This is a genomic window from Streptomyces pactum (assembly GCF_016031615.1).
Lineage (GTDB): Bacteria > Actinomycetota > Actinomycetes > Streptomycetales > Streptomycetaceae > Streptomyces > Streptomyces pactus.
Window position 1 is genome coordinate 5,485,071 of the sequence record NZ_JACYXC010000001.1, and the last position, 22,962, is coordinate 5,508,032.

At 74.3% G+C, this 22,962-nt stretch carries 13 protein-coding genes and 4 pseudogenes; 15 read left to right on the forward strand and 2 right to left on the reverse strand.

Features of this window, described 5'->3' with window-relative positions:
- Positions 1-13 precede the first annotated feature (13 nt).
- Together smc and IHE55_RS21635 are read left to right on the forward strand one after the other, a co-directional pair.
- A complete protein-coding gene (smc, locus tag IHE55_RS21630) occupies positions 14-3,661 on the forward strand; it encodes a chromosome segregation protein SMC (RefSeq protein WP_197990537.1) in 3,648 nt (1,215 codons plus the stop codon).
- 253 nt (positions 3,662-3,914) lie between these two features.
- Positions 3,915-5,342 (forward strand): sugar porter family MFS transporter, encoded by a 1,428-nt coding sequence (locus IHE55_RS21635; protein ID WP_197990538.1) that lies wholly within the window; start codon positions 3,915-3,917, stop codon positions 5,340-5,342.
- Between the two features lie 22 nt (positions 5,343-5,364).
- Here the strand turns inward: IHE55_RS21635 and IHE55_RS21640 are convergent, their stop codons facing one another.
- The gene (locus IHE55_RS21640; protein ID WP_197990539.1) at positions 5,365-6,372 is read right to left on the reverse strand and encodes an LLM class flavin-dependent oxidoreductase; all 1,008 of its coding nucleotides are present in this window, start codon (positions 6,370-6,372) and stop codon (positions 5,365-5,367) included.
- 316 nt (positions 6,373-6,688) lie between these two features.
- On the opposite strand from IHE55_RS21640, the pseudogene ftsY reads away from it, so the two are divergent.
- Positions 6,689-7,850, forward strand: a pseudogene (gene ftsY / locus IHE55_RS21645) (signal recognition particle-docking protein FtsY).
- Positions 7,851-8,325: 475 nt separating this feature from the next.
- Here ftsY and IHE55_RS21650 read toward each other — a convergent pair.
- The gene (locus IHE55_RS21650; RefSeq protein ID WP_197990540.1) at positions 8,326-9,015 is read right to left on the reverse strand and encodes a bifunctional DNA primase/polymerase; all 690 of its coding nucleotides are present in this window, start codon (positions 9,013-9,015) and stop codon (positions 8,326-8,328) included.
- A gap of 401 nt (positions 9,016-9,416) precedes the next feature.
- Here IHE55_RS21650 and nsdA point away from each other — a divergent pair.
- From nsdA to lepB (IHE55_RS21710), 12 genes and pseudogenes are all read left to right on the forward strand, one after another.
- Positions 9,417-10,941: pseudogene (gene nsdA, locus IHE55_RS21655) on the forward strand (transcriptional repressor NsdA).
- A 674-nt stretch (positions 10,942-11,615) separates the two neighbouring features.
- Positions 11,616-12,875: pseudogene (locus IHE55_RS21660) on the forward strand (ammonium transporter); the annotation flags it as partial.
- Positions 12,876-13,464: 589 nt separating this feature from the next.
- A complete protein-coding gene (ffh, locus tag IHE55_RS21665; RefSeq protein WP_197990541.1) occupies positions 13,465-15,021 on the forward strand; it encodes a signal recognition particle protein in 1,557 nt (518 codons plus the stop codon).
- 448 nt (positions 15,022-15,469) lie between these two features.
- Positions 15,470-16,885: a proline--tRNA ligase gene (proS, locus tag IHE55_RS21670; protein ID WP_197990542.1), complete on the forward strand. Its 1,416-nt coding sequence runs from the start codon at positions 15,470-15,472 to the stop codon at positions 16,883-16,885.
- Between the two features lie 260 nt (positions 16,886-17,145).
- The gene (locus IHE55_RS21675) at positions 17,146-17,736 is read left to right on the forward strand and encodes a hypothetical protein (RefSeq protein ID WP_197990543.1); all 591 of its coding nucleotides are present in this window, start codon (positions 17,146-17,148) and stop codon (positions 17,734-17,736) included.
- 851 nt (positions 17,737-18,587) lie between these two features.
- The gene (rpsP, locus tag IHE55_RS21680) at positions 18,588-19,019 is read left to right on the forward strand and encodes a 30S ribosomal protein S16 (RefSeq protein ID WP_197990544.1); all 432 of its coding nucleotides are present in this window, start codon (positions 18,588-18,590) and stop codon (positions 19,017-19,019) included.
- Between the two features lie 2 nt (positions 19,020-19,021).
- On the forward strand, positions 19,022-19,261 hold the full coding sequence (locus tag IHE55_RS21685; RefSeq protein ID WP_197990545.1) for an RNA-binding protein: 240 nt from the start codon (positions 19,022-19,024) through the stop codon (positions 19,259-19,261).
- Positions 19,262-19,343: 82 nt separating this feature from the next.
- Positions 19,344-19,991 (forward strand): ribosome maturation factor RimM, encoded by a 648-nt coding sequence (gene rimM / locus IHE55_RS21690; protein WP_197990546.1) that lies wholly within the window; start codon positions 19,344-19,346, stop codon positions 19,989-19,991.
- A gap of 14 nt (positions 19,992-20,005) precedes the next feature.
- Entirely contained in the window at positions 20,006-20,740 is a 735-nt protein-coding gene (locus IHE55_RS21695; RefSeq protein WP_197992154.1) for a tRNA (guanine(37)-N(1))-methyltransferase, read from the forward strand.
- Between the two features lie 132 nt (positions 20,741-20,872).
- Complete coding sequence (gene rplS / locus IHE55_RS21700) at positions 20,873-21,223, forward strand: 50S ribosomal protein L19 (protein WP_197990547.1); 351 nt, start codon at positions 20,873-20,875, stop codon at positions 21,221-21,223.
- A gap of 45 nt (positions 21,224-21,268) precedes the next feature.
- Positions 21,269-22,027, forward strand: a complete 759-nt coding sequence (lepB, locus tag IHE55_RS21705) for a signal peptidase I (RefSeq protein ID WP_197990548.1) — start codon at positions 21,269-21,271, stop codon at positions 22,025-22,027.
- Positions 22,020-22,712: pseudogene (gene lepB, locus IHE55_RS21710) on the forward strand (signal peptidase I); the annotation flags it as partial. The gene lepB (IHE55_RS21705) and the pseudogene lepB (IHE55_RS21710), both read left to right, overlap by 8 nt.
- Positions 22,713-22,962 lie beyond the last annotated feature (250 nt).

A 22,962-nucleotide genomic window follows, 5' to 3' on the forward strand; every position in this document is an offset into this window, starting at 1 on the left:
AGAGTCCCACGGCGTGCACCTCAAGAGCCTGACGCTACGAGGCTTCAAGTCCTTCGCCTCCGCCACGACGCTCCGCTTCGAACCGGGCATCACCTGCGTCGTCGGCCCCAACGGGTCGGGCAAGTCCAACGTCGTGGACGCGCTGTCCTGGGTGATGGGGGAGCAGGGCGCGAAGTCGCTGCGCGGCGGGAAGATGGAGGACGTCATCTTCGCCGGGACCACCGGCCGCCCCCCGCTGGGCCGGGCCGAGGTCTCGCTGACCATCGACAACTCCGACGGCGCCCTGCCGATCGAGTACGCCGAGGTCACCATCACCCGGACCATGTTCCGCAACGGCGGCAGCGAGTACCAGATCAACGGCGACACCTGCCGGCTGCTGGACATCCAGGAACTCCTCTCCGACTCCGGCATCGGCCGGGAGATGCACGTCATCGTCGGCCAGGGCCAGCTCGACTCGGTGCTGCACGCCGACCCGGCCGGGCGCCGCGCCTTCATCGAGGAGGCCGCCGGGGTCCTCAAGCACCGCAAGCGCAAGGAGAAGGCGCTGCGCAAGCTGGACGCCATGCGGGCCAACCTGGCCCGCGTCCAGGACCTCACCGACGAGCTGCGCCGGCAGCTCAAACCCCTGGGCCGGCAGGCCGCGGTGGCCCGCCGGGCCGCGGTGATCCAGGCGGACCTGCGGGACGCCCGGCTGCGGCTGCTCGCCGACGACCTGGTCACCCTGCGCGAGGCGCTGCGCGCCGAGATCGCCGACGAGGCCGCCCTCAAGGAGCGCAAGGAGGCCGCCGAGGCCCGGCTGCAGGCCGCCCGGCGGCGGGAGGCCGCGCTGGAGGAGCAGGTGCGCACGCTCACCCCCCGGCTCCGGCGGGCCCAGCAGACCTGGTACGAGCTGTCCCAGCTCGCCGAGCGGGTGCGCGGCACCATCAGCCTCGCCGACGCCCGGGTGGCCGGCGCCACCTCCGCCCCGGTGGAGGAGCGGCGCGGCCGGGACCCGGAGGACCTGGAGCGGGAGGCCGCCCGGATCAGGGAGCAGGAGGCGGAGCTGACGGCCGCCCTGGAGGCGGCGAGCCGGGCCCTGGAGGACACCGTCGGCCACCGCGCCGAACTGGAGCGCCGGCTGGCCGAGGAGGAGCGCCGCCTCAAGGACGCGGCCCGCGCCGTGGCCGACCGCCGGGAGGGCATTGCCCGGCTGACCGGCCAGGTCACCGCCGCCCGCGGCCGGGCCGCCTCCGCCCAGGCCGAGATCGACCGGCTGGTGCTCGCCGCCGACGAGGCCCGGCAGCGGGCCGCCGCCGCGCAGGAGGAGTACGAGCGGCGGCAGGCCGAGGTGGACGGGCTGGACGCCGGTGACCTGGCCCTGGCCGAGCGCCACGAGGCCGCCCGGCGGGCCCTGGCCGATGCCGACGCGGCCTGGACCGCCGCCCGGGAGGCCGCCACCGCCGCCGAACGCGAACGCGCCGCCACCGCCGCCCGCCACGAGGCGCTCGCCCTCGGCCTGCGTCGCAAGGACGGCAGCGGCACGCTGCTGGCCGCCTCCGGCCACCTGGCCGGGCTGCTCGGACCGGCCGCCGAACTGCTCACCGTCGCCCCCGGCCACGAGGTGCCGGTCGCCGCCGCGCTGGGCGCCGCCGCCGACGCCGTGGCCGTCTCCGGCCCGGCCGCGGCGGCCGACGCCCTGCGGCTGCTGCGGAAGCAGGACGCCGGGCGCGCCGCCCTGCTGCTGGACGGGCCTGCCGCGCCGCACCCCCCGCCGGCCGCGCCAGTCCCGCCCGGCGCACGGCCGGCGGCGGACCTGGTGAGCGGGCCGCCCGGCCTGGTGGCCGCGGTCCGCCGGCTGCTGCGCGACGTGGTGGTGGTCCGCACCCTGGAGGAGGCCGAGGACGTGGTCGCCGCGGACCCGCGGTGGACCGCCGTCACCGCCGAGGGTGACCTGCTCGGCGCGCACTACGCGCACGGCGGTTCGGCCGGCGCCCCCAGCCTGCTGGAGGTCCAGGCGTCGGTGGACGAGGCCGCGGCCCGTCTGGCCGGCCTGGACGCCCGGTGCGCCGAACTCGCCCGCGCCCAGGCCGAGGCGGCGGAGCGGCGGGAGCGGTGCGCCGCCGAGGTGGACGGGCTGGCCGCCCGCCGCAGCGCCGCGGACCGGGAGAAGTCGCAGGTCGCGCAGGCGCTGGGGCGACTGGCCGGGCAGGCCAGGGCGGCCGCCGGGGAGGCCGGGCGCGGCGCGGCCGCGGTGGCCCGGGCCGAGGAGGCGCTGCACGCCGCCCGGGAGCGGGCCGAGGAGCTGGCCGAACAGCTGGCGGTCGCCGAGGAGCAGGCCGCCGGTGACGGCGGCCTGGAGGAGCCCGACACCGCGGTACGCGACCGGCTGGCCGCGGACGGCGCCAACGCCCGGCAGACCGAGATGGAGGCCCGGCTCCAGGTCCGTACCCACGAGGAGCGGGTCAAGGGGCTGGCCGGGCGCGCCGACGCGCTGGACCGGGCCGCCCGTGCCGAGCGCGAGGCGCGGGCCCGTGCCGAGCAGCGGCGGGCCCGGCTGCGGAACGAGGCGCGGGTGGCCGCCGCGGTGGCCGCCGGCGCCCGGCAGCTGCTGGCCCACGTGGAGGTGTCCCTGGCGCGGGCGGCGGCCGACCGCGACACCGCCGAACGCCTGCGCGGCGAGCGGGAGCGGGAACTGACCGCCGAGCGCGAGCGGGGCCGGGAACTCGCCGCGGAGCTGGACAAGCTGACGGACTCGGTGCACCGCGGTGAGGTGCTGGGGGCCGAGAAGCGGCTGCGCATCGAGCAGCTGGAGACCAGGGCCATGGAGGAACTGGGCGTCGAGCCGGCCGTGCTGCTCGCCGAGTACGGCCCGGACCAGCCGGTTCCCCCGTCGCCGCCGGCCGACGGGGAGCGGCTGCCGGAGGACCCCGGGCACCCGCGGAACCGTCCGGTGCCGTTCGTCCGGGCCGAGCAGGAGAAGCGGCTGAAGGCGGCCGAACGCGCCTACCAGCAGCTGGGGAAGGTCAACCCGCTGGCGCTGGAGGAGTTCGCGGCACTGGAGGAGCGGCACCGGTTCCTCTCCGAGCAGCTGGAGGACCTGAAGAAGACCCGGGCCGACCTGCTGCGGGTGGTCAAGGAGGTGGACGAGCGGGTCGAGCAGGTGTTCACCGAGGCGTTCCGGGACACCGCCCGGGAGTTCGAGGGGGTGTTCTCCCGCCTCTTCCCCGGCGGCGAGGGCCGACTGGTCCTCACCGACCCGGACGACATGCTGACCACCGGCGTGGACGTGGAGGCCCGCCCGCCGGGCAAGAAGGTCAAGCGGCTGTCCCTGCTGTCGGGCGGCGAGCGGTCCCTGACCGCGGTGGCCCTGCTGGTGTCGATCTTCAAGGCCAGGCCCAGCCCGTTCTACGTGATGGACGAGGTCGAGGCGGCGCTGGACGACACCAATCTGCAGCGGCTGATCCGGATCATGGAGGAACTCCAGGAGAGCTCCCAGCTGATCGTGATCACCCACCAGAAGCGGACCATGGAGGTCGCCGACGCGCTGTACGGGGTCTCCATGCAGGGCGACGGCGTCTCCAAGGTCATCAGCCAGCGGCTGCGCCGGCCGGCGGACCGCACCGGCCTGCCGGCCCCCGCTGCCGGGGCGCACCCGGTGACGACCGGACCCGTCTCGGGGTAACCGACGAGTAACCATCCGTCGCTCTTCACTTCTTGAAGTCGAGATCCTTCGAACTCCTGGCGGACTTCTTCATCACACCCTCTTGACTTCGAAAGGTGAAGGCATAGTCTCGGCAACGTTCTTCTCCTCTTCACAGGGTGTGGTCATGATCGTCGGGTGTACCCGGCGGTTCCCCGGGCAACCGGTCACAGACCACAACCGGTGAAGGATTCCCTCGACGCCCCGCAGCGCTGCCGGGCCACAGGAGCACACGTTGACGACCTCCGCGACGGCGCAGGAGCCCACCGGGCGCACGGCCCCGGTGGACCACCTGGGCCACGTCATCTTCATCACCGCCGCCGCCGCGATGGGCGGTTTCCTCTTCGGCTACGACAGCTCGGTGATCAACGGCGCGGTCGAGGCCGTCCGCGACCGGTACGACATCGGCTCCGCCGCCCTCGCCCAGGTCGTCGCCATCGCCCTGATCGGCTCGGCGATCGGCGCCGCCACCGCCGGCCGGCTCGCCGACCGCATCGGCCGCATCCGGGTCATGCGGATCTCCGCCGCGCTGTTCACCGTCAGCGCCGTCGGCTCCGCCCTGCCCTTCTCCCTGTGGGACCTGGCCATGTGGCGGGTGCTCGGCGGCATCGGCATCGGCATGGCCTCGGTCATCGGGCCCGCCTACATCGCCGAGGTCGCCCCGCCCGCCTACCGCGGCCGCCTCGCCTCCTTCCAACAGGCCGCCATCGTCATCGGCATCGCCGTCTCCCAGCTGGTCAACTGGGGCATCCTCAACCTCGCCGACGGCGACCAGCGCGGCGAGATCGCCGGCCTGGAGGCATGGCAGTGGATGCTCGGCGCGATGGTCGTCCCGGCCGTCCTGTACGGGCTGCTGTCCTTCGCCATCCCCGAGTCCCCGCGCTACCTGATCTCCGCGGGCCGCACCGAGCGGGCCCGCGCGGTGCTCGCCGAGGTGGAGGGCACGGACACCGACCTCGACGCCCGCGTCGCCGAGATCCAGCAGGCCATGCGCCGGGAGCACCGCTCCACCTTCCGGGACCTGCTCGGCGGCCGCCTCGGCCTGCTGCCCGTGGTCTGGATCGGCATCGGCCTGTCGCTCTTCCAGCAGCTCGTCGGCATCAACGTGGCGTTCTACTACTCCGCCACGCTGTGGCAGTCGGTCGGCGTCGATCCGGGCAGCTCCTTCTTCTACTCCTTCACCACCTCGATCGTGAACATCGCCGGCACCGTGATCGCGATGCTGCTGGTGGACCGGATCGGCCGCAAGCCGCTCGCCCTCGTCGGCTCCGCCGGCATGGCGGTCTCGCTCGCCCTGGTGGCCTGGGCCTTCTCCGCCAGGACCGGTACCGGCGACAACGTGGTGCTGCCCGACACCGAGGGCACCGTAGCCCTGGTCGCCGCCCACTTCTTCGTGCTCTTCTTCGCCCTCTCCTGGGGCGTGGTGGTCTGGGTGCTGCTCGGCGAGATGTTCCCCAACCGCATCCGCGCCGCCGCGCTGGGCGTCGCCGCCGCCGCGCAGTGGCTGGCCAACTGGGCCATCACCGCCAGCTTCCCCAGCCTCTCCGACTGGAACCTGCCGGGCACCTACCTGATCTACACCGGCTTCGCCGTGCTCTCGATCCCGTTCATCCTCAAGTGGGTGCCGGAGACCAAGGGCAAGGCGTTGGAGGAGATGGGCTGACCCACCCCGCCGCCCACTCTCCTCAAGCGGCGGCTGCCCCGGTTCGCGGCGCGAGCCGGGGCAGCACCCGTTCCACGAACAGCCGCAGCGACCGCTGCCCCTCCGCCACCGGCATCCCCCCGCACAGCGGGTGCAGCACCAGACTGGTGCGCCGCCCCTCGGCCCGCGCGAACGCCACACAGTCCTCCGGCGTCATCACCCGGTACACCCCCTCCCGGCGCAGTGCCGCGGCGTCGCGCGCGGCGGACCGCACCGGGGCGGGGGAGTCCGCCGGACATCGCGAACCGTAGGACCGGGCCTCGTGCAGCAGATGCCGCCCGTACCGGTCCCACACCCGGTCCGGGTCCTCCGCGCAGTGCACCACCACGGTGCGCCGCGCCGGCATCAGGCACCACCCCGGCGTGCCGTACTCGGCCCGCCGCGCGTGGTAGTACGTCTCCAGCGCCGGCAGGTGCGCCCCCGGCGCGAACGGCAGCCCCAGCCGGGCCGCCCGCCGCGCCGCCGCCCGCGAGCTGCCGCCCACCAGCAGCGGCGGATGCGGATTGCTGTACGGCCGCGGGGTGATCCGCACCCGCCGCCCGTGGTACGCGAAGGGCTCGCCCGACCAGGCGGCGAGCAGGATCTCCAGCGCCTCGTCCTGGAGCGCCCCGCGCCGCGCCCAGTCCTTGCCGTGGGTGGCGTACTCCTGCGGCCGGAACCCCGTCCCGGCCACCGTCACCAGCCGGCCCCCGCCGGTCAGGTCCAGCACCGCGATGTCCTCCGCCAGCCGCAGCGGGTCGTACAGCGGCACGGTCAGCGCGCACACCGTGACCGTCACCGTCCGGGTGGCGCCCAGCACCGCCCCCGCGAAGGTCAGCGGCGAGGGCAGCCAGCCGCCCGCCACCCCGTGGTGCTCCTCGGTCTGCACCATGGTGATGCCGTGGCCGTCCGCGTACGCGGCCATCTCCAGGGCCGCCGCGTACCGCCGGGCGAGGGACTGGCGGTCCGCTTCGGGATCGACGAGGTTGAACCGGAGAACCGTGACAGGCATGACAGACGCCCCTCCGCCGTGAGGTGTGGTCCGGTGCGTGGACCGTAGTTGACGCGATGTCAGGTGAACAGGGGGCGGGTGGGCATCTCGCCGCACCGGCAACCGGCCCGGGCACCACCCCGGCGGGTATGGCGCGCGTCACATCGCCGGTCCGCCCCCGGGTGGACGCGGAACCGGCGCACAGCGGTCCGCGGAGGGGCGCCACCGCACCGGACCGGCCCGAGCGGGCCCGTGGGCACACCGCGCGGCACACCACCGAAAGCCGCATACCGGGCGGCGCCACAATTCCCGGAGCGTGGCTGATACTGAGAGGGTTATGGAATTCGTCATCCTTGCTGTAGCCATCGCCGTGGTCGCGCTCGCCGCGATCAGCGGGCTCGTCGTCAGCGGCCGCAAGAAGAAGCAGCAGCTGCCCCCGGCCCCGCCGCCGAGCACCCCGTCCGTCACCGCGCCGCCCACCGAGCCGCACGTCGGCGAGGAGGCGGAGACCCCGCGCGAGGAACCTCGCCGGAGCCTCGGGCTCGGCGATCGAGATCCCCGAACCCACCGCCGGCCGCCTGATCCGGCTGCGCGCCCGGCTCGCCCGCTCCCAGAACACCCTGGGCAAGGGCCTGCTGACGCTGCTCTCCCGGGAGCACCTCGACGAGGACACCTGGGAAGAGGTCGAGGACACCCTGCTCACCGCCGACGTCGGTGTCGCCCCCACCCAGGAGCTGGTGGAACGGCTGCGCGAACGCGTCAAGGTGCTGGGCACCCGCACCCCCGAGGAACTGCGCGGCCTGCTCCGCGAGGAGCTGCTGCTGCTGATCGGCACCACGGCCGACCGCACCGTCCACACCGAGAGCGGCGTCGGCCCCGGCGGCGAGGAGAAGCCGGGCGTCGTCATGGTCGTCGGGGTCAACGGCACCGGCAAGACCACCACCACCGGCAAGCTGGCCCGCGTCCTGGTCGCCGACGGCAAGTCCGTGGTGCTGGGCGCCGCCGACACCTTCCGCGCCGCCGCCGCCGACCAGCTCCAGACCTGGGGCGAGCGGGTGGGCGCCCGCACCGTCCGCGGCCCCGAGGGCGGCGACCCCGCCTCGATCGCCTTCGACGCGGTCAAGGAGGGCATCGCCGAGGGCGCCGACGTGGTGCTCATCGACACCGCCGGCCGACTGCACACCAAGACCGGCCTCATGGACGAGCTGGGCAAGGTCAAGCGGGTCGTGGAGAAGCACGGCACGGTGGACGAGGTGCTCCTGGTGCTGGACGCCACCACCGGGCAGAACGGCCTGATCCAGGCCCGGGTCTTCGCCGAGGTCGTGGCCATCACCGGCATCGTGCTGACCAAGCTCGACGGCACCGCCAAGGGCGGCATCGTGATCGCGGTCCAGCGCGAGCTGGGCGTACCGGTCAAGCTGGTCGGCCTGGGCGAGGGGCCGGACGACCTGGCGCCCTTCGAGCCGGAGGCGTTCGTGGACGCGCTCATCGAAGGCTGAGCCACGTGCCGGCGGGCACCCCGCGCCGGCACCGGCGGCAGGGCCCCGCCCGGCACGTCCCACCGACGTGCCGGGCGGGGCCCTGCCCGTGTCCGGGGCCGCGGCGTGCCGGGCGGACGCGGTGCGGCACCGGGGCCCGGCACAGGCGCGGCGCCGCCCGGATCCCTCGTGCGGGCCGCAGGGGCCCTGGCACGGCCCCGGCGCCGCGCGCCGACGCCGGGGGATCTTTCGTACCGGCGTGGTGCCCGGTGGCCCGTGGGGCCGGGCAACCGGGTCGTACCGGCGGGGCGCCGGGAGCGTCCGTGGGGCGGGCAGGGAAGGGGCGCGGGCGCGACGCCCGGGGGCGCAAGGAGATGCGGGCCAGGGAGCGCGGGCGCGCCCCCGGGGAGTGCGCGGGCGCGGCACCGGCGGAAGTCCTGGCAGCGGGCTCTGGGGGTGCTCGGGCCCACCGGGGAGGTGTGCGGCGCGCGGGCCCTCAGGCGGCGGCCGAGCGCTGGCAGACGTAGGCGAGGGTGCCCAGCAGCAGCCGGGCCTCCGGGGGGCACGCCGCGGTGTCCAGCGCCGGCGGGCGCAGCCAGCGCACCGGGCCCATGCCGCCGAGGTCGGAGGGCGGGGCGGTGAGGTGGTCGCCGGGGCCCAGGCAGCGCAGGTCGAGGTCGGCCCCGTCCCAGCCCATCCGGTACAGCAGCCCGGGCAGCTCACCGGCCGCCCCGGGGGCGACGAAGAACTGGGTGCGGCCGTGCGGCGTCACCGCGACCGGCCCCACCGGCAGCCCCATCCGCTCCAGCCGGACCAGCGCCCGGCGGCCGACGCGCTCGGCCACCTCCAGGACGTCGAAGGTACGGCCGACCGGCAGCAGCACCGCCGCACCCGGCACCTCCGCCCAGGCCGCCACCGCGTCGTCCCACGCCGTCCCGGCCGGCACCGCACGGGCGAACGCCAGCGGGTGCGCCCCGGGGGTGGTGCACGACGGCTGGCCGCAGGAACATTCACCCCGGCTCGCGCCGGCGCCCGAACGGCGCACGGCCCGCGCACCCGGCACCACGTCCCACCCCCACAGCCCGGTGTATTCGGCCACGGTGGTGGCGACGGAGCTCCGGCCGCGGCGTCGCGGGCCGGACGGCTTGTCGAGAATGCCGAGGATGCCGCCGATGGTGAAGCCCATGCCCCCTCCAACGGGTCGCTTTCGTCGATGGTTACGAGACGGAGTGCGATGACCACGCTGCGTCGCGCCACCAGGGCGCCGCTGGGGTGTGACCGGAGAGGTGGTGTGCCGCGACCCGCGCGCCCCCGTGGCGGTGTCGCGCGCCGTTTGCCGATCACCCCCGGTCAAGTGAATCGTGCGCCACGCGGCGGCAGTTCATTCGAAGGGGTGGCGAATGGTGGCGTTTCCCGGAAGCGCGTCGCCGGTACGGTGATCACGGGGTTACTTTCGGTACACGAACCAGGGTGCCGGTCCGGGCGGACGGGTATGCCACAGGCATACGGCGGCGCCGGTCGACCGGTCTCCGGATGGCTCGAAACCGGCCCGGCCGACGACAACTCGCCGCCACGGAAGGCATTCTGATGGCCAATCAAGAAAACTCGTGGAATGGGGGCGTTCCCGTGGGCGGCGGCAACGGCGGAAGCGCTGACAAGCGCCCCAACGCTTCGTTGGGGTCGTGGTTCGCGCGCAGCGGCTGGTCGAAGGGCGAGCTCGCACGCCAGGTGAACCGCAGGGCGCGCCAGCTGGGCGCCCACCACGTCAGCACCGACACCTCCCGGGTGCGCCGCTGGCTCGACGGCGAACAGCCCCGCGAACCGATCCCGCGCATCCTCTCCGAACTGTTCTCCGAACGGTTCGGCTGCGTGGTCGGCATCGAGGACCTCGGCCTGCGCCCGGCGCACCAGTCCCCGTCGGACTCCGGGGTCGACCTGCCCTGGGCCGGGCCGCAGACGGTCTCCCTGCTCAGCGAGTTCTCCCGCAGCGACCTGATGCTGGCCCGCCGGGGCTTCCTGGGCACCTCCCTGTCGCTGGCCGCGGGCCCCGCCCTGGTCGAGCCCATGCAGCGCTGGCTCGCCCCCCGCACCCGCCCCGGCGGTGCCGCCGCAGGCCGGCCCCGACCGCGCCCGCCGCCCCGCCCGGCTGTCCCAGCCGGAGCTGGAGCTGCTGGAGGCCACCGCCGTGATGTTCCGGCAGTGGGACGCGCAGTGCGGCGGCGGGCTGCGCCGCAAGGCCGTGGTCGGCCAGCTCCACGAGGTGACCGACCTGCTCCAGGAGAACCACGGCCCCAACATCGCCAGGCGCCTGTTCACGGTCGCCGCGGAGCTGGCCGAGCTGGCGGGCTGGATGAGCTACGACGTCGGGATGCAGCCCACCGCCCAGAAGTACTTCGTGCTCGCCCTGCACGCCGCTCGGGAGGCGGGCAACCGGCCCCTGGGCTCGTACATCCTCTCCAACATGAGCCGCCAGATGATCCACCTGGGGCGGCCGGACGACGCGCTGGAACTCATCCACCTCGCGCAGTACGGAAGCCGGGAGAGCGCCACCGCCCGCACCCAGGCGATGCTCTACGCCATGGAGGCGCGGGCCTACGCCAACATGGGCCAGCCCAGCAAGTGCCACCGCGCGGTGCGGATGGCCGAGGAGACCTTCGGCGAGTGCTCCGACGCCGACAACGACCCGGACTGGATCCGCTTCTTCTCCGAGGCCGAGCTCAACGCCGAGAACGCCCACTCCTTCCGCGACCTGGCCTACGTCGCGGGCCGCAGCCCCACCTACGCCGGCCTCGCCACCCCCTTCATGCAGCGGGCCGTGGACCTCTTCGGCGCCGAGGCGGAGAAGGAGGACGGGCACCACCGCTCGTACGCGCTCAACCTGATCGGCATGGCCACCGTCCACCTCCTGCGGCGTGAACCCGAGGCCGCGGCCGACGTCGCGGGCAAGGCCCTGCCGCTGGCCAGGCGCATCCGCTCGGAGCGGGTCAACAACCGGCTGCGCAAGACCGTCAGCACCGCCGTCCGCGACTACGGGGACGTGCGGGCCGTCATCGACCTCAGCGAGGACCTCGCCCAGCAGATGCCCGACTCCGCCGAACCCCTGGCGGTCTGACCGGCGCCCGGCCCCGGCCGGCACCCGCCGCCCCGCGACCCCGGCCGCGGCGAGCACCCCGAACAGCCCGACTCGGCTCCCTCACGCCAGGTCATCCGGGTGCCCGCCGCGGCCGGCCCCGTCCCCGGGCGGGCCCGGCGGTCCGCGCGGCCCGGCCCCGGGCGGTCGCCGGCCGGAGCGGCGCGGGACCGGTGTCTCCCGGGACGCTCCCGGAAGGCCCCGACCGGACGGCCGACCCTCCTGGCGGTCCGGCGCCGGAACCTCCCGCCGAGCCACGGCCGGATCCGCACCTGCCGGCCCCGGCCGGTCCGGCTCCCGCCCGGTCCGGCTCCCCGCCCGGCGGGGGTGCCGGCCGTCCCCGGTGCGGTCCGGCCGCCGCACGGCACGGCGCGACGGCCGGTACGGCGCGGCGGGGTGCCGCGCCACCCGCCGACACCCCGCCCCCCAGGGCGGGGGCACGGGCGGCCCCGGCCCGAGGCCGACGCCGGTGTGCCCGGGCCGGCCGTCGCGGGTGTGCCGGGTCGTTCACCCGTCCGTAACGCCCCCGTGCGCTTCGTCACCCCGGTGAAACACCGGGTGGCGGCGGCGGAAACCCCCGCACGCGAGCCTCGTGGCGGAAACCGGCCCGTCCCCCTCGTACCGATCCCGGGCCGCCGCTTCGAGGAGGTCCCGCGTTGAATGGCGCAGACACCGCGTTCGTCCTGATCAGTGCCGCGCTCGTGATGCTGATGACCCCCGGCCTGGCCTTCTTCTACGGCGGCATGGTGCGGGTCGGCAGCGCCCTCAACATGCTCATGATGTCGTTCGTCTCGCTGGGCGTCGTCAGCGTGCTGTGGGTGCTCTACGGCTACTCCCTCACCTTCGGCGACGACATCGGCGGGCTGCTCGGCGACCTCGGCCACCTCGGCATGCGCGGCGTCCCGCCGGAGGCGCTGACCGGGGGCGAGGAGGGCGTCCCGGTCCTCGCCTTCGCCCTCTTCCAGCTGATGTTCGCGGTGCTCACCCCCGCCCTGATGAGCGGCGCGCTGGCGGACCGGGTGAAGTTCGGCGCCTGGGCGCTGTTCATCGCGCTGTGGGTCAGCGTCGTCTACTTCCCGGTCGCTCACTGGGTCTGGCACCCCGACGGCTGGCTGTTCCGCCTGGGGGTCATCGACTTCGCCGGCGGCACCGCCGTGCACATCAACGCCGGCGCCGGCGCGTTCGCCGCCGTGCTGGTGGTGGGCGGGCGCATCGGACGCACCGCGGAGCCGGCGCGCCCGCACAACCTGCCCCTGATGATGCTGGGCGCCGCCCTGCTGTGGTTCGGCTGGTTCGGCTTCAACGCAGGCTCCGCGCTCGCCGCGAACGGGACCGCGGCCACCATGGCCTTCAACACCCAGGTCGCCGCCGGCGCCGCGATGCTCGGCTGGCTCGGCCACGAGCGCCTCCGGCACGGCGCGGCCACCACGGTCGGGGCCGCCTCCGGCGCCATCGCCGGCCTGGTCGCCATCACCCCCGCCGGCGCCGCCGTCAACGCCCCGGGCGCCCTCGCCATCGGCCTGACCGCGGGCGCCGTCTGTGCCTGGGCGGTGAGCTGGAAGGACCGCCTGGGCCACGACGACTCGCTGGACGTGGTCGGCGTCCACCTGGTCGGCGGCGTCGTGGGCACCCTGCTGGTCGGCGTACTGGCCACCGGCGGCGCCGCCGGGGCCGGACAGCTGGCCAGGCAGGCGGCCGGCGCCCTGTCGGTCACGGCCTTCTCCTTCGCGGCCTCCTGGCTGCTGGCGAAGCTGGTCGACGCCACCGTAGGCTTCCGGGCCACCGAGGAGGACGAGCTGAACGGGGTGGACGGCGCATTCCACGCCGAGACCGCCTACGATCTCGCACCGGCCGGCGCCCCGGGCCGCCCGGCCGCCGCGCCCGCCCCCGCCCGTCCCGCGGCGCACGCTCCCGCGCACCCTGCGACGGCTTCCCCCGCCCACCCGGCGGTGTCCTCTCCCGCCCACCCGGTGGTGTCTGCTCCCGCCCACCCGGCGGTGTCTGCTCCCGCCCACCCGCCGACGGATGTGCCGGCCAGCCCCGCGGCTTCCGGCCACCCCGCCGCCCCCCGCCCGGTCCGCCCGCCCCGCGGTCCCCGTCCGCAGCCCCGCGTCCGCCCGTACCACCGGGTCCGGCCGTACCGCGGCGTCCGCCACCGGCCTGGCCGACTGACCGGCCGCGCGCCGGTGGCCCGCCACCCGGGCCCAGCGCACCCGCGACCCCACACCCCCACATCACCCCCCCACCGGCGCCCCCGCCGCCCCGCCGAAGCGGGCGGCGGGGGCGCCATGAGCGCCGGCGCCGTCCGCGCCCCCGGACGCGGCCCGCCGGCCCCAGGGGCGCACCGGTGGCCCCGGGGGCGCGCCTCACCGCCCGCCGCGCCCCCCGCCCCTCTCCGCCCGCACCCCCCGTTTCCCCGGCGGGCGGGGACGCTTCACCGCCGGGCCGGATACCCTTGGAGGCCGACCACCGACCCGACATCCGACCGAAGGATTCGCGACCACCGTGTTCGATACCCTCTCCGACCGCCTCGCAGCGACATTCAAGAACCTCCGGGGCAAGGGCCGCCTGTCCGAGGCGGACATCGACGCCACGGCGCGCGAGATCCGCATCGCCCTGCTGGAAGCCGACGTGGCGCTGCCCGTCGTCCGCGCGTTCATCAAGCAGGTCAAGGAACGGGCGCTGGGCGCCGAGGTCTCCAAGGCGCTCAACCCCGGCCAGCAGGTCATCAAGATCGTCAACGACGAGCTGGTCGCGATCCTGGGCGGTGAGACCCGCCGTCTCCGCTTCGCCAAGCAGCCGCCGACGGTGATCATGCTCGCCGGTCTGCAGGGTGCCGGTAAGACGACGCTCGCCGGAAAGCTGGGCCGCTGGCTGAAGAACCAGGGCCACAGCCCGCTGCTGGTCGCGTGTGACCTCCAGCGCCCCAACGCCGTCAACCAGCTCGCGGTGGTCGCCGAGCGCGCCGGGGTGGCCGTGTTCGCCCCCGAGCCGGGCAACGGCGTCGGTGACCCGGTCCAGGTCGCCCGGGACTCGATCGACCACGCCAGGACCAAGCTCCACGACATCGTCATCGTGGACACCGCCGGCCGCCTGGGCATCGACCAGGAGATGATGCAGCAGGCCGCGGACATCCGCGACGCGGTCCAGCCGCAGGAAGTCCTGTTCGTCGTCGACGCCATGATCGGCCAGGACGCGGTGAACACCGCCGAGGCGTTCCGCGACGGCGTCGGCTTCGACGGCGTGGTGCTCTCCAAGCTCGACGGCGATGCCCGCGGTGGTGCCGCGCTGTCCATCGCGCACGTCACCGGCCGCCAGATCATGTTCGCCTCCAACGGCGAGAAGCTGGACGACTTCGACGCGTTCCACCCGGACCGGATGGCGTCCCGCATCCTCGGCATGGGCGACATGCTCAGCCTCATCGAGAAGGCCGAGCAGACCTTCAGCCAGGCCGAGGCCGAGAAGATGGCGGCCAAGCTGGCGAAGGGCCCCAAGGAGTTCACCCTCGACGACTTCCTGGCCCAGATGGAACAGGTCAGGAAGATGGGCAGCATCTCCAAGCTGCTCGGCATGCTCCCCGGCATGGGCCAGATCAAGGAGCAGATCAACAACCTCGACGAGCGGGACGTGGACCGCACCGCCGCCATCATCAAGTCGATGACGCCGGCCGAGCGCCAGGACCCGACGATCATCAACGGCTCCCGCCGCGCCCGTATCGCCAAGGGCTCCGGCGTGGACGTCAGCGCGGTGAAGAACCTGGTCGAGCGGTTCTTCGAGGCCCGCAAGATGATGTCCCGGATGGCCCAGGGCGGCGGCATGCCGGGCATGCCGGGGATGCCCGGCATGGGGGGCGGCGCCAAGCGCAAGGGCAAGCAGCAGAAGAAGGCCAAGGGCAAGCAGCGCAGCGGCAACCCGCTCAAGCGCGCCCAGCAGGAGCAGGAGGCCGCCGCCCGCCGGGCCGCCGCCGCCGAGAGCGGCGCGTTCGGGCTGCCCGGCGCGGGCGAGGACCCCGGCTCCTTCGAACTGCCCAAGGAGTTCAAGGACCTGCTGCCCCCCAAGTGAGTCCCGGGGTGCGGCGGACCACTCCCGCCGCGCCCGGAACGAGCGGGCGGCGTGCCACCGCGGCACGCCGCCCGTCGGCTTGTCCGCCGGCACGGCAGCCGGCGCGCGGCCCGCGGCTCCCCGAGCCCCGTTCGGCCGGTGCCGGGGCGTGAGGCGCGGCAGGGCGCCCGGAGCCGGCGCGTACCGGCACCCCCGCGCCGGAGCGCACCCGCCGGCACGGGCCCGCCGGAGCCGGGCGCGCACCGCCGGAGCCGGCGCGTACCGCCGCCACCGCGTACCCCCGCACCCACCGCGCACGGCGCACGGTGGGCCGGTCACCCCGCGTCCGCCGGAGCCGGGCGGGGGCCCGCGGAACTCCGGCCCCAGGGGCAGGGCGGGCCGCCGCCCGGCGGCCCGCCCGCGCCGCCCGATTCACGGTTACCGCACCGGCCGCCGTACGATCGGCGCCATGGCAAAGGCTCCCGTTCTCACCCCCCAGGCGGACGACTTCCCGCGCTGGTACCAGGATCTGATCACCAAGGCCGAACTGGCCGACAACGGCCCGGTGCGCGGCACGATGGTCATCCGACCGTACGGCTACGGGCTGTGGGAGCGCATGCAGCAGGAGATGGACGCGCGGATCAAGGCGGCCGGCGCCGCCAACGCGTACTTCCCGCTCTTCATCCCGCAGTCGTACCTGACCCGGGAGGCCGAGCACGTCGAGGGCTTCGCGCCGGAGCTGGCGGTGGTCACCCACGGCGGCGGCAAGGAGCTGGAGGAGCCGGTCGTGGTCCGGCCCACCTCCGAGACGATCATCAACGAATACTTCTCCAAGTGGGTGCAGAGCTACCGCGACCTGCCCCTGCTGATCAACCAGTGGGCGAACGTCGTCCGCTGGGAGATGCGCCCCCGGGTCTTCCTGCGCACCAGCGAGTTCCTCTGGCAGGAGGGCCACACCGCCCACGCCAGCTACGAGGACGCGCGCGACTACGCCGCCCGCATCCACCGTGAGGTCTACGCCGACTTCATGATCAACGTGCTGGGCATCGACGTGGTGCTGGGCCGCAAGACCGCCAAGGAGCGGTTCGCCGGCGCGATCAACACGCTCACCCTCGAAGGCATGATGGGTGACGGCAAGGCGCTCCAGATGGGCACCAGCCACGAACTGGGGCAGAACTTCGCCCGCGCCTTCAACACCCAGTACCTGTCGAAGGACGGCAAGCAGGAGCTGGTCTGGCAGACCTCCTGGGGCGTGTCCACCCGCATGGTCGGCGGTCTGATCATGTCGCACGGCGACGACAACGGCCTGCGGGTGCCGCCGCGGCTGGCGCACGTCCAGGCCGTGGTGCTCGCCATCAAGGGTGACGACGCGGTGATCGCCAAGGTCCGGGAGCTGGGTGCCACGCTGGCCGCCGCCGGTGTCCGGGTACAGGTGGACGACCGCACCGACACCCCGTTCGGCCGGCGGGCGGTGGACTGGGAGCTCAAGGGCGTCCCGGTGCGCATCGAGGTCGGCCCGCGCGACCTGGAGGCCGGCACCGCGATGGTGGCCCGCCGCATCCCCGGCGGCAAGGAGCCGGTGCGCATCGAGGCGCTGGCCGAGCTGCTGCCGAAGATGCTGGAGGAGGACCAGGCGCTGCTGCTCCGGCAGTCGCGGGAGCGGCGCGAGGCGCGCACCACGGACGTGAGCACCATCGGCGAGGCCGGCGAGGCCGCCAACGCCGGCGGCTGGGCCCGTATCCGGTGGGCCGACCTCGGCCCGGAGGGCGAGGCGAAGCTCGCCGAGCAGGCCGTCTCGGTCCGTTGCCTGGTCGCCGAGGACGGGTCGGTGCCGGACGCCGACGACGCGCCCGGTAACGTCGCGATCGTCGCCCGCGCCTACTGATCCCGTGCGCCCGCCCCCGGTGGTGGCGCGTCGTCGCGGCGCGTCACCACCGGCCGGAGCGCCGCGTCACCACCGGGGGAGTGCCGCGTGGTCGCCCGGTGGACCGGTAGATGCCGACTTGGCGCGGGCTGGGGCTTGGGTCCGCAGATCTGCGGACCCGCCCTCGTCGGGACGCATCGGCGTTAACTGACTGGTAAGTGCAAAATATTTGAGATGGCCCGGAATCGGAACACAAACCGTTCCTGAGTCGTTGTCACGACGTGAGCACGACACCACCTGTTCTCGCCGCGGAGCTGGCACAGGCGTGGGCCGATATTCAACGGCACCACCCCGAGCTGCCGGATCTCGCCGCGCCCGAATCCCTCATCGGTGAGTCCTCGTCCGCCTGCGGATCCGAGCTCTCCTTCGAAAGGCTGCTGCACGAGGCGGTCCACGGCATCGCCGCCGCGCGCGGTATCCGTGACACCTCCCGCGCCGGCCGCTACCACAACCGGCGGTTCCTGGCGATCGCCGAGGAACTGGGGCTGGACCACGTCGAGGAGCCGCACCCCAGCAGCGGCTTCTCCCTGGTCACCCTCAGCGCCGAGGCCAGAAAGCGGTACCGGCCCACGATCGAACGGCTCCAGCGCGCGCTGAAGGCCCACTCGGTCGCCACCACCGCCGACACCGCCCGCACCTTCCGGGGGCCGGCCGCCCGGCACGGTTCCTCCGGCGGCGGGGTGCGGGTGAAGGCGGTGTGCGACTGCGGGCGGAACGTGCGGGTGGTGCCGTCGGTCCTCGCCCAGGCGCCGATCATGTGTGGTGGCTGCGGCCAGCCGTTCCGGATCCCGGAGCCCGCCCGCGCCGCCTGACCCGGCTGCCGGATCCCGCACGCACCTGCTCACCGCCGGGCCCCCTTTCGTCTCCCGGACGGCCGTGCCCGCCCGCCGGTGCCTCCCGCGACCCGAGCCGCGATCGCCGGAGCGCCGCCGTCGGGCGGGGCCGGGGGACCTCTTGGGCCGGCGGCCCCCCGACGGGCCGGCGGTGCCGCGCCGGTCGCCGGACGGACGGGTACGGCGGCGACCGCCGTACGCCCGCGAGCGCGGGACGCGTACACCCGTGAGGGCGCGACGCGTACGCCCGCGAGGGCGGGGCGCCGTGCGGCCGCGTAGGGCGCGCCCCTCCGGTGCGCGAGGGCGCGCGGCGCCTCGTACGTGCGCCGGGGCACATGGATGCGCCATGGCGCACGGGACCGGGCGGCACGGGGCCGCGGGCGCCCGGTGCGCGTGCGCGCCCGTACGGCACGGCGCGGGCGCAGGGGAGGCCTCCGGGTACGGCGCGGTGAGCCGCGAGCCCGCGGGATGGGGTCTGTGGCGCGGCCACGGTGGGTCGTGCGCCGGCGGAACGTCTCCGGCTACGGACGCGGTGGGCGAGCGGTGCGGGGTCGGGGTTCCCCTCCCGCTGCCCCATGCCCTCGCCGTGCACGACGGGCCGGTGCCCCGTTCCGGCGCGGCACCGCCGGCCACGTCCGGGACGCAGTACGTGGTCGGTGGGCGCGTGCGGGGGCCCCGGGGCGGTGTGGCAGAATGGGCAGCTGTACTCGACAGCCGACCAGGACCCCTCTCTCCTCCGGCTGACGCGTCCATCGGGCACTCGGGTACCGCAACCCCACGTGGCAACCTGCCCGTGCCCACCCACGTCAAGACCAGGAGACACCACTTCCGTGGCAGTCAAGATCAAGCTGAAGCGTCTGGGCAAGATCCGTTCGCCTCACTACCGCATCGTCGTCGCCGACTCCCGCACCCGCCGTGACGGCCGGGCCATCGAGGAGATCGGCCTGTACCACCCGGTGCAGAACCCGTCGCGCATCGAGGTCGACTCGGAGCGCGCGCAGTACTGGCTGGGTGTCGGCGCGCAGCCGACCGAGCCGGTCCTGGCCATCCTGAAGCTCACCGGCGACTGGCAGAAGTTCAAGGGCCTGCCGGCTCCGGAGCCGCTGAAGGTCGCCGAGCCCAAGGCCGACAAGCGCGCGCTGTTCGAGGCCGCGGCCAAGGACGCCGGCGACGAGCCGAAGGGTGAGGCGATCACCCCGAAGGCGAAGAAGTCGGAGAAGAAGGACGAGGCGGCCGACGCCGCCGAGTCCACCGAGGCCTGAGCATGCTCGAGGAGGCCCTCGAGCACCTGGTGAAGGGCATCGTCGACAATCCCGATGACGTGCAGGTGGCTTCGCGCAACCTGCGGCGCGGGCAAGTGCTGGAGGTCCGGGTCCACCCCGACGACCTCGGCAAGGTGATCGGCCGCAACGGCCGTACCGCCCGCGCCCTGCGCACCGTCGTGGGCGCCATCGGCGGGCGTGGTGTCCGCGTCGATCTCGTCGACGTGGACCAGGTCCGCTGATCCGCGGAGAGAGAGCACCGGCACGGGCCGGGGAGGGCTGGTTCCCTCCCCGGCCCGTGTGCTGAGAAGGAACGGGAAGACAGTGCAGCTGGTAGTCGCCCGGGTCGGCCGGGCCCACGGCATCAAGGGCGAGGTCACCGTCGAGGTGCGCACGGACGAGCCGGAGCTGCGGCTCGCCCCCGGTGCGGTACTCGCCACCGACCCCCCGTCGGCCGGACCGCTGACCATCGAGACCGGCCGGGTGCACAGCGGCCGGCTGCTGCTGCGCTTCGCGGGCGTGCGCGACCGGGGTGCCGCCGAGGCGCTCCGCAACGTCCTGCTGATCGCCGAGGTGGACCCCGAGGAGACCCCCGAGGACCCCGAGGAGTTCTACGACCACCAGCTGATCGACCTCGACGTGGTCACCGCCGACGGCACCGAGGTCGGCCGGATCACCGAGATCACCCACCTGCCGTACCAGGACCTGCTGATCGTCCGGCGGCCGGACGGGAGCGACGTCATGGTGCCGTTCGTCTCCGAGATCGTTCCGGAGATCGACCTGACCGAGCAGCGGGCGGTCATCGTTCCGCCGCCGGGCCTGCTCGACGACAGCGAGGCCGAGGTCGCCGGCACCCGCGGGACCGGCGGCCGGCCGGCCGCCCGGGACGCCGAGGACCGGGACCCCGAAGTCCGGGACGCGGAGGGCCGGGACACCGGCGACGGGGACGCCGAGGACCGGGACGCGGACTGATGGGGCACGACAGCATGCGCGTCGACGTGGTGACGATCTTCCCCGAGTACCTGGAACCGCTGAACGTCTCGCTGGTCGGCAAGGCCCGCGCCCGCGGCCAGCTCGACGTCCGCGTGCACGACCTGCGCCGGTGGACCCACGACCGGCACCACACCGTGGACGACACGCCCTACGGCGGTGGCCCCGGCATGGTCATGAAGCCCGAGCCCTGGGGCGAGGCGCTGGACGACATCATCGCCTCGGGCGCCCCCGCCGCACCCGGCGAGCCCCCCGCCCGCTACGAGGGCATCGACCGGCGGGTGATCGAGGAGTACGGCGAGCACCTCGACGTGTACGAGGTGTCCATCGGCGACTACGTGCTGGCGGGCGGCGAGGCCGCGGTACTGGTGATCACCGAGGCGGTGGCCCGGCTGCTCCCCGGTGTGCTGGGCAACGCCGAGTCGCACCGCGACGACTCCTTCGCCCCCGGCGCCATGGCCGACCTGCTGGAGGGCCCGGTCTACACCAAACCCCCCGAGTGGCGCGGTCGGGGCATCCCCGAGGTGCTGCTCAGCGGGCACCACGGGAAGATCGCCCGGTGGCGCCGGGACGAGGCGTTCCGGCGCACCGCCCGCAACCGCCCGGACCTGATCGAGCGCTGCGACCCGGCGGCGCTCGACAAGCACGACCGGGCCCTGCTGGCCGAACTGGGCTGGGAACAGCGCCCGGACGGCCGATTTGGGCGCACGGCGGGGGTCGTGGAAGAATAGGCCGCTGCTGTACGTCCGGTGCGCGCCCCTGCCACAGGGGGAGACGACGCCCACCCGGCGAGGCGGCATCCGAACATCCTCTTACGACATACCGCTGATGACCTGTGGCATCAGCGAGGAAAGCAGACACCCATGTCTCACCTGCTCGACACCGTCGACGCCGCGTCGCTGCGCAGCGACGTCCCGGCCTTCCGCCCCGGTGACACCGTCAACGTCCACGTCCGCGTCATCGAGGGCAACCGCTCCCGTGTGCAGCAGTTCAAGGGCGTCGTGATCCGCCGCCAGGGCTCCGGCGTCCGTGAGACCTTCACGGTCCGCAAGGTCAGCTTCAGCGTCGGCGTCGAGCGCACCTTCCCGGTGCACACCCCGATCGTGGAGAAGATCGAGGTCGTCACCCGCGGTGACGTGCGCCGTGCGAAGCTGTACTACCTCCGTGACCTGCGCGGCAAGGCCGCGAAGATCAAGGAGAAGCGCGACAACTGAGCGGCTGTCCCCGCCGTGGTCCGGGCCGGATAGGCTCAAGGACCCATGGACACCGAGGCAGAGCTCACCGAGCTTCCGGAGCGCGATCGCTCCCCGCGACCCGAACAGGGCGCCGGGGCGCGGTCGCGCTCCTCGCGTTGGCGCACCTGGCGGCCGTACGCGCTGGTCACCGCGGTCTGCCTCACCACGGTGATGCTGGTGAGCGCGTTCCTGGTACAGCCGTTCCAGATCCCCAGCGGCTCCATGGAGAACACCCTGCGCCCCGGGGACCGGGTGCTGGTCAACAAACTGGCGTACCGCTTCGGCGACCAGCCGCGCCGCGGTGACGTCGTGGTCTTCGACGGCACCGGCTCCTTCGTCCAGGATCCGCCCGCCGAGAACCCGGTCACCGGCCTGCTCCGCGCGGCGGGCGCCACGCTGGGCCTGGCCGAGCCGGCCGGCACCGACTACGTCAAACGCGTGGTCGGCGTCGGCGGTGACCGGGTCACCTGCTGCGACCGGCGCAGGCGGCTGACGGTCAACGGCCGGGCCCTGGACGAGGACTACCTGTACCCCGGCGACACGCCCTCCCGGGTGCCGTTCGACGTCGTGGTGCCCGAGGGCCGGCTGTGGGTCATGGGGGACCACCGCGGTGACTCCAAGGACTCCCGCGACCTCCTCGGCGCGCCCGGCGGCGGTACCGTCCCGGTGGAGAAGGTGATCGGGCGGGCCGAGTGGATCGTCTGGCCGCTCGGCCGGATGTCGTCGCTGGACCGGCCGGCGACGTTCGACCGGATCCCGGACGCGGGCGGTGCCCATGGGTAGCCGGGGCCGGCCGAGGCACGGGCAGCAGGCCGGGGAGACCTCCACGGCCGGGTCCGCGGACCAGCCGGGGCCCCGGCCGGCCGGCGGCCGGGCCGAGCGGCGCAAGGCGCTCCGGCGGATCAGACGCCGGCAGCGGCGCTCCGCCGTCCGGGAGATCCCCGTGCTGATCGGCGTGGCGCTGCTGATCGCGCTGCTGCTCAAGACCTTCCTGGTCCAGGCGTTCGTCATTCCCACCGGTTCGATGGAACAGACCATCCGGATCGGCGACCGGGTGCTGGTGGACAAGCTGACGCCCTGGTTCGGCGCCGAGCCCGAACGCGGCGACGTGGTGGTCTTCAAGGACCCCGGCGGCTGGCTCCAGGACGAGGAGAAGCCGAAGAACGACGACATCGTCGGGGTGAAACAAGCCAAACAGTTCCTCACCTTCATCGGGCTGCTGCCGTCCGCCGACGAACAGGATCTGATCAAGCGGGTGGTCGGGGTCGGCGGCGACACCGTGCGGTGCTGCGACGAATCCGGCCGGATCACCGTGAACGGCACCCCGCTCCAGGAGCCGTACCTCCACCCGGGCAACAACCCCTCGGAGATCGAGTTCGAGGTCAAGGTGCCCGAGAACCGGCTGTTCGTGATGGGAGACCACCGGGCGGACTCCGCCGACTCCCGCTACCACCTGGACGAAGAAGGCCAGGGCACCATCTCGGAGGACCTGGTGGTCGGCCGGGCGGTGGTCATCGCCTGGCCGTTCGGCCACTGGCGCCGGCTGGAGGCGCCGGAGACTTATGCTTCGGTGGAAGACGCGCCCACGAGCGAGCCGCGCGACGACGGCCCGGCGCATAGGCTTTCCCCCATGGATCAGCAAGGATTGATCCAGCTCCCGACCCCTGCGGAACTCCCGCTCGTTATGGGAGTGGTGGGCCTGCGCCGTTCGTGGCGTG